Below are 7,633 nucleotides of genomic sequence, written 5' to 3' on the forward strand. Positions count from 1 at the left end.
CAGTACTCCTAGATACGGCTGTGAGGGTTGTGCGCGGAGGGGGCGGCGGGCAGGCCGACGCCGGTCCAGCCGTCGGCCGGGCGGTCGAACCAGAGGTGGACCTGGCCGGTGCCGATGGAGTTCTCGTACTCGCCGTACTGGCGGGCCTTGGCGACGCAGGCCTGTTCCCCGAGGGCACCGGCCATCATCAGGTAGTGGAAGAACTTCGCCTCGGGCCTGTACTTCGAGAACTCCGGCATGGTGTCGAGGACCTTGTCGTGGCGGCCCTCCTTGAACCAGGCGATCCGCTCGTAGTCGGCCTCGCGCGCCTCGGGCGTGAAGATGTGCACCGGGTCGCTCGACTCGTGGTCGCGCAGCTCGCGCAGCGGCCAGAAGGTGTGCGACAGCGCACCGGAGGCGATGACCAGGACCCGGCGGCCCGGGGTGGCGGCGATCCCGTCGGCCAGCGCCCGGCCCAGCCGCAGGTGGTCCTCCATGTCCCCGGTCTGACAGACCCCGATGGTCACCCACCGCTTGTCCGGCAGCCCCTCCCCCAGGAACTTCCAGAGGTTGGTGGTGGCGTAGTAGATCGGCAGGTACTCGTCCTCGATCGCGGTGATCCAGGTCCCGTGCTTGTCGGCGAACTTCGCGATGTTGTGGGCCAGTTCAGGATCACCGGGGAAGTCGTACGGCATCCGGCACATGCCGCGCGGCAGCTCCTCGGAGGTGAACAGACCGGCGCGGCGCTGCTGGGCTGTGACGACGAACTCGACGGTGGTCGCCCAGTGGGAGTCCAGGACGACGACGGTGTCGTATTCGTTGGCGGTGTCGCTCTCGAAGACGTCCTTGCGGAGCTGTCGCAAGCCGGTGACGAGGGTGATCTCCTTGCCCCCGTTCAGCTCCAGCCGGGTCTCCTCGGGCAGCACGATGGTGGGGACGTGGGCGAGGAGGCCCGCCCCGACGATCTCACCCATGGTTGTTCCATCCGTTCGGCGAGGTCACGGTGTTCTTGAGGTCGCAGTAGAAGTCGAAGCTCCAGGTGCCGCCCTCGCGGCCGACGCCCGAGTGGCGGGAGCCGCCGAACGGCGCCTGCAGGTCGCGGACGAAGAAGCAGTTGGTCCAGACCGTGCCTGCGACAAGCTGGGCGGTGACGCGTTCGGCGCGCTCGGGGTCACCGGTTGCGAGCGTGGCAGCCAGCCCGAAGCGGGTGTCATTGGCGAGGCGGACGGCTTCGTCTTCGGTGGCGAAGGTCTGCAGGGTCAGGACCGGGCCGAAGACCTCCTCCTGCACGATCTCCGAGTCCTGGGCGACGGCGGTCAGGAGGGTCGGCGCGTAGTACTGGCCGTCCTTGCGGTGGCCGCCGATGACCGCGCGGGCACCGGCCGCCACGGCACGCTGCACGAAGCCGTCGATCTTCTCCAGCTGGAGCGGGTGGATGTTCGGCCCGATGTCGGTAGCCTCGCCGCGCGGGTCGCCCTGGGTGAGCTGCCCGGCCTTCTCGACGAAGCGGCGGGTGAACTCCTCGGCGACCGACTCCTCGACCAGGAAGCGCGTCGCAGCCAGGCACACCTGGCCGGCGTTGTCGTACTGCTCCACCGCCAGGTCGACGGCCAGGTCCAGGTCCGCGTCGGCGAACACCAACAGCGGCGACTTGCCCCCCAGTTCGAGACTCAAGGGCGTGAGGTTCGCGGCCGCCGACTCCGCGATCCGCTTGGCCGTGGGCACGGAGCCGGTGAAGCTGATCCGGCGCACGTCGGGATGCGAGGTCAGCGCGTCGCCGATCTCGGAGCCGTAGCCCTGGACGACGTTGAGCACACCTGCCGGGAGCCCGGCCTCGGCGGCGATGTCGGCCAGCAGGGAGGCAGTCAGCGGGGTCCACTCGGCGGGCTTGAGGATCACCGTGTTGCCGGCCGCGAGAGCCGGGGCGACCTTCCAAGTGGCCAGCATCAACGGGGCGTTCCACGGTGTGATCAGCACGGAGGGGCCCGCTGGGTCCCAGCTGACGTGGTTGGTGTGCCCGCGCGTCTCGAAGTCCTCGTGCTCCAGTTTCAGCAGCCAGTCCGCGAAGAAGCGGAAGTTGTGGGCGACGCGGGGCATGACGCCCCGGCGGTGGGAGCGCAGAAGGGCTCCGTTGTCGGTGGTCTCGACGATGGAGAGCTCTTCGATCCGCTTCTCGACCCCGTCGGCGATGGCGTGCAGGATGCGTGCGCGTTCCGCGCGGGAGGTGGCCGCCCAGGCGGGGAACGCGGCCTTCGCGGCGGCCACGGCGGCGGCTGCCTCCATGGCCGTGCCCCGGGAGATGCCGCCGATCGTGCTGCCGTCGATGGGCGAGACGTCCGGGAACGTCTGTGCCGAGGCTACGCGCTCGCCGCCGATCCAGTGCCGGGTGTCGACGGCGACCCCGGCAACGGTGATGGTGTGTTCGCTCATGCTCTGCTCCTCCGGTCTCACGAGGTGGTGGGGTCTACTCGGCGCCGGAGGTGCCGGATTCCAGCAGTCGGCCGCCGTCCCAGACGACGCCGACCTGGCGGTAGTAGGCGGCGATCGGCTCGCGGATCTCCAGGCGGGCCAGTTCTTCGGTGGGCGCCTCGAACAGCTCCAGCTCGGCGTCGCCGCGCCAGGCCTGTCCAGCCTCGAAGGACGCGGCGCCCGACTCGATCAGCTCGTCCAGAGCGAGGCCCTTGCCCTTCTCGATGGAGGGCAGCCAGCGGTGGTGGGCCATCGGGTGGGCGTTGACGAAGCCGTTCGTCTGCGACGGCTCGCGCAGGGTGACCGTGGTCTGGGCCAGGCGCCGGTCGGCGGCGGCGAGCGTGGCGCCGAAACGGGCCCCCGCCTCGATGCGCGGCGCGGGGCCGTACGGGTGCGGGCGGGTCTGGTGGATCGAGCCGAGCTTCTTCGGGTAGCCCTGGTGCAGGCCGCGGGCGATGGCGAAGTCCTTGTCGACCCAGATGTAGACGCACCGCGAGTAGGTTTCGCCCCGGTACTTGCAGCGGACGACCGCGAACGCCTCCTTGTACTGGGAGAGCACGGGATCGAGCAGCTCCTCGCCGGACGCCGAGCAGGACTGCCAGTCGGCCCAGATCATCGCCACCGCGCCCGGGTCCTCGTCGGCGAGCTCCAGTGGCTCGGGAAGCAGTTCACGCACGCGTGCCGGGTCGGTGCGGTACTCGACGGTGAGCAGGTCCCCGGAGTACCGCCAGGGCGGTGAGGGGACCAGCGACGAGACACCGCTCGCCGTCTTGGGGAAGAAGAATCCGTGAACAGTGTTCATGATCAGCGAAGTCCTTTGGCGGTGAGGGCGGGCTGCTCGAGCAGTTCGGCGCGGTATCGGGAGGCGGCGGCCACCGCGGCCGGACCGCCGAGGCCGACGACACCGGCCAGCCGGCCGCCGGCGTGGTAGCCGACGACGACATCTCCGTCGAGGTCGCCGTCCAGGACGCGTACGTCCTCCTTGCCGAGTACCGGTGCGCCGAAGGACTGCAGGCGGAAGTCGTGCTGGTCGCTCCAGAAAGTGGGCAGCGGCGCGAACGGGGACAGGCCGTGGCTGGTGCCGGCCAGCTGGGCGACGAGGGTCTTCGCGGCGTGCTTGGCGGTGTCCGTGGGGATGCACCAGTGCTCCACACGGCGTGGTACGCCGTCGTAGCGGGCGTTGGGGAAGCGGGCGACGTCGCCGACGGCCACCACGTCGGGCCGTCCGCCGGCGCGCAGGTGCTCGTCGGTGAGCACGCCGTCGCTCAGGTCGAGGCCGTTGCCGTCCAGCCACTCGGTGTTGGCGACCGACCCGACCGACTCGACCACCACGTCGGCGGGAAGGACGGTGCCGTCGCCGAGGGCAACGCCGGTGACGTGGTCGTCGCCGGTGAAGCCGGTCACGCCCGTGCCGAGGGCGAAGCGCACGCCGCGCTCCTCGTGGCGCTTCAGCAGGACCCTGGCGAGGAGCTCGCCGAGGGGGCCGACCATCGGCAGGGGCAGCGGGTCGACGACCGTCACCTCCCGGGCGCCCAGAGCGACGGCGGTGGCGGCGACCTCGCAGCCGATGAAGCCGCCTCCGACGACGACCACGCGGGCTCCGGGCCTGGTCAGGGCCTGCCGCAGACCCTGCGCGTCGTCGATGGTGCGGACCGTGTGCCGGCCCGCGAGCGGGCCGGGGCAGCGCAGGCGCCGGGGCCGCATTCCGGTGGCGACGACCAGACCGTCGTAGGAGAGTGCCTCGCCGTCGTCGAACTCGACGATGTTCTCCGCGAGCCGGGTGGCGACGATCTTGACGCCCAGCCGCCATTCCGCATCGGCCACACTCGCCCGCGGGCGGAAGGCGAGTGACTCGAAGGGTGCCTTGCCGGCCAGGACCTCCTTGGACAGGGGCGGCCGGTTGTAGGGCATGTGCGGCTCGTCACCGACGAGGGTGATGACTTCGGTCCAGCCGGCGGCCCGCAGCTGCTCGGCCGCGCGCAGGCCGGCCATGGAGGCGCCGGCCACGACGATGCGTGCACTCCGCGAAGTCATGGTCAGCCCTCGATACGGATGGCCTGGAGCGGACACACGTCGGCGGCTTCCTCGACCTCGTCGCGCAACGCGTCGTCGGGGTCGGGGACGTAGGCCAGGTGACCGCTGTCGTCCATGGAGAAGACATCGGGTGCGGCGAAGACGCACTGGCCGTGGTCCTGGCACTTGTTCATGTCGACGACGACCTTCATGGCCGGTCCTCCTGAATGTGAGGGCGTCGGGGCGGGGACGAGCGGAGGAAGAGGGGCCCGACCGGCGTCGGCCGGGCCCCGGCCAAAGGTCCGGCAACTGACCGAACCCTTACTCATTTGGCTTCAAACAACATAGAAAGCCGCCCGACCCTGGTCAATACCTATCCATGCGGATAATTTTTTTCCTGCCGCCTCTTGCGGGGCACCCGAAGCCCTCATACCGTTTGGCATCAAACAAGCTACTCCGTGTGCCGCGCCCCCACACGTACCGGCCCTCTGAATCCCCTCACCATCACACGCCTAGCGCCCGAGGAGACATCGGTGAGCGCAGACCCAACCCCCAGCCTCCGTCAGCACATGCAGCGACTCGCCGCCGACGGCATCGACGTGGTGCGCGTGACCTATCCCGACCTGATCGGCACCGACCGAGCGCGCGACGTGCTGTTGGACCACCTGCCGTCGGCCTGCGACCACGGCCTGGCCTTCTGCCGGGCCGTTTACCACACCAGCCCCCAGGGCCACGTGGTGCCCGTCTCCGGCGGTCTCGACGCCGGCCTGCCCGACATCACCGTGCGACCGGACCTGGACACCCTGGTCCCCCTCCCCTGGGAACCCGGCGTCGCCTCCTGCCTCGCCGACGTCACCGACCCGGCCACCGGCCTGCCCGCGCCCGAGTCACCCCGCGATCTGCTGCGCACCGTCCTCGACCGATGTGCCGAACACGGCCTGCGTCCGGTGGTCGGCCCCGAACTCGAGTACTTCCTCTGCGCCGAGGACCCGGCCTCCCCGAGCGGCTGGAAGCGTTACTCGAGTGCCACCGGCGTCGTCTACACCGCCGGTCTGCGCGCCGACGGCGACAATCACCTGCTCCGCACGCTGCGTCTGCTGCGGGACATGAACATCGGCGTGACCAGCGGAAACCACGAGTTCGACGGCGGCCAGTTCGAGATCAACCTCACCCACTCCGACGCCCTGTCCGCCGCGGACCGCGCCTTCCGCTTCAAGTCCGCGATCAAGGAACTGGCCCGGCAGGAGGGCAAACTCGCCACCTTCATGGCCAAGCCGTTCAACGACGCCGGAGGCTCCGGTTTCCACCTCCACCTGTCCTGCGACAGCTCCGACGAGGAAGGCGCCGGTAACTCCTTCGACGATCCCGCCGGGCCGTACGGACTGTCCGCCACCGCCCGCCACGCCGTCGCCGGCATCCTCGCCCACGCCCCGGCCCTGGCCGCACTGGCCAACCCGACCGTGAACTCCTACCGGCGTTTCGGCCCGGACACCCTCGCTCCCTGGCTGATCGACTGGGGCCTGGACAACCGCAGCGCCATGATCCGCATCCCGCCCGAGCGCGGCTCCGGCGCCCGGTTCGAACTGCGCCTCGGTGACGCCAGCGCCAACCCGTATCTGCTGATCGCGGGCACGGTCGCCGCCGCACTGCTCGGGGTTCTGACCGGCGAGGAACCCCCCGCCCCGCTGGAGGGGTACGGCTACGACACCGCCAAGGCAGCCATGCTGCCCATGAACCTGCCGGCCGCGCTCGACGCCCTGGAAGCGGACACGGAGCTGACCGACATCCTCGGCAAAGACTTCACCGCCTCGTTCCTCTCCTACAAGCGCAACGAAATCGAACGCTTCCAACGGCACGTCACCGACTGGGAGTTCACCGAGTACGCCTACCACCTGTGACACTGGGAGCCATGCGATGACGACCGAGACACCGACCGCCGCCGTGAACGAACCGATGCCACTGGCAGACGTCAACCTCGCCGACCTGGACAACTTCACCGACGGCATTACCCCATGGCGCATGTTCCACACCCTGCGCCACCAGGATCCGGTGCACTGGCAGCCCGAGGACGCCCCCAACTCCGGCTTCTGGGCCGTGACCCGCCACGCCGACATCACCCGCGTCGACCGTGACGCCGAGACCTTCACCTCCACGAAGTTCGTCAACCTCGAAGAAGTCGACGATGACCAGATCAAGACCCGCGCCTCCATCCTGGAGCTGGACGGTGTCCGCCACCGCGCGCTGCGCAGTCTGCTCCAGCGCCAGTTCGGCGCGAGCGTCATCAACAGCTACACCGACTTCCTGCGTGGCCTGACCGCCACCACGCTGGACGCGGCGCTGGCCAAGGGGACCTTCGACTTCGTCAAAGAGATCTCCGCCGACTTCCCCATCAACGTCCTCGCCCGCCTCCTCGACGTACCGCCGGAGGACAACCAGCAGCTCATCGACTGGGGCAACCGCATCATCGGCAACACCGACCCCGACTACGCCGATGTCCTGCTGGACAGCGCGGAGAGCGAGCAGTACCGGCACCTGCCCTTCCGCTCCCCTGCCTCGCTGGAGGTCTTCGAGTACGGCCGTGAGCTGGCCCGGCAGCGGCGCGGCGGCGACGGCACCGACCTGGTGTCGAAGCTGGTGAACACCATCCCGAAGGACGGTGTGCCGCTCTCGTCACAGGACTTCGACAACTACTTCCTGCTCCTCGTCGTGGCCGGCAACGAGACCACCCGCCACACCATCACCCACTCCATGCTGGCCCTCCTCCAGCACCCCGACCAGCTGGCCCGCCTCAAGGACGACCCGTCCCTGATCCCGGGCGCGGTCGAGGAGTTCCTGCGCTGGGCCTCCCCCGTCTACCACTTCCGCCGCACCGCCACCCAGGACGTCGAACTCGGCGGCAAGCGGATCAAGGAGGGCGACAAGGTCGTCATGTGGTACGCCTCCGGCAACCGTGACGAGGCGGCCTTCGGCAACCCGTACGACTTGGATGTCACCCGCGCCAACAACGACCACGTCACCTTCGGCAAGGGCAGCCCCCACCTGTGCCTGGGCAACCTGCTCGCCCGCACCGAGATCCGCATCATGTTCGAGGAGCTGATCCCCAGGATCGCCGACATCCGCCTCGTCGGCGATGTCCCGCGCGTCCGCTCCAACTTCGTCAACGGCATCAAGA

Annotated in this window: 7 protein-coding genes; 2 read left to right on the forward strand and 5 right to left on the reverse strand. The window is 69.5% G+C overall.

From position 1 onward, the window contains the following. Nucleotides 1-8: 8 nt before the first annotated feature. Genes ACQEVY_RS41325 through ACQEVY_RS41345 form a run of 5 tightly spaced genes read right to left on the reverse strand, consistent with a single transcriptional unit; the run spans nucleotide 9 to nucleotide 4,673 of the window. On the reverse strand, nucleotides 9-953 hold the full coding sequence (locus tag ACQEVY_RS41325; protein ID WP_432955747.1) for a 3,4-dihydroxyphenylacetate 2,3-dioxygenase: 945 nt from the start codon (nucleotides 951-953) through the stop codon (nucleotides 9-11). After that, on the reverse strand, nucleotides 946-2,409 hold the full coding sequence (locus ACQEVY_RS41330) for an aldehyde dehydrogenase (RefSeq protein WP_069757845.1): 1,464 nt from the start codon (nucleotides 2,407-2,409) through the stop codon (nucleotides 946-948). Before ACQEVY_RS41330 ends, ACQEVY_RS41325 begins: the two co-directional genes overlap by 8 nt. A 34-nt stretch (nucleotides 2,410-2,443) precedes the next feature. Beyond that, entirely contained in the window at nucleotides 2,444-3,250 is an 807-nt protein-coding gene (locus ACQEVY_RS41335) for an acetoacetate decarboxylase family protein (RefSeq protein ID WP_432955749.1), read from the reverse strand. Nucleotides 3,251-3,252: 2 nt separating this feature from the next. After that, nucleotides 3,253-4,482 carry an NAD(P)/FAD-dependent oxidoreductase gene (locus ACQEVY_RS41340; RefSeq protein ID WP_432955751.1) on the reverse strand — a complete coding sequence of 410 codons (1,230 nt, stop codon included), beginning with the start codon at nucleotides 4,480-4,482 and terminating at the stop codon, nucleotides 3,253-3,255. A 2-nt stretch (nucleotides 4,483-4,484) separates the two neighbouring features. Further along, nucleotides 4,485-4,673 carry a ferredoxin gene (locus tag ACQEVY_RS41345; protein WP_069757848.1) on the reverse strand — a complete coding sequence of 63 codons (189 nt, stop codon included), beginning with the start codon at nucleotides 4,671-4,673 and terminating at the stop codon, nucleotides 4,485-4,487. 357 nt (nucleotides 4,674-5,030) lie between these two features. Here ACQEVY_RS41345 and ACQEVY_RS41350 point away from each other — a divergent pair, with 357 nt between their 5' ends. Together ACQEVY_RS41350 and ACQEVY_RS41355 are read left to right on the forward strand one after the other, a co-directional pair. Continuing rightward, nucleotides 5,031-6,359 carry a glutamine synthetase family protein gene (locus ACQEVY_RS41350; protein ID WP_386350814.1) on the forward strand — a complete coding sequence of 443 codons (1,329 nt, stop codon included), beginning with the start codon at nucleotides 5,031-5,033 and terminating at the stop codon, nucleotides 6,357-6,359. A gap of 16 nt (nucleotides 6,360-6,375) precedes the next feature. Beyond that, a partial coding sequence (locus tag ACQEVY_RS41355) for a cytochrome P450 (RefSeq protein ID WP_432955753.1) occupies nucleotides 6,376-7,633 on the forward strand: 1,258 nt, incomplete at its 3' end.

Source organism: Streptomyces sp. CA-288835, from assembly GCF_050936385.1.
GTDB lineage: Bacteria > Actinomycetota > Actinomycetes > Streptomycetales > Streptomycetaceae > Streptomyces.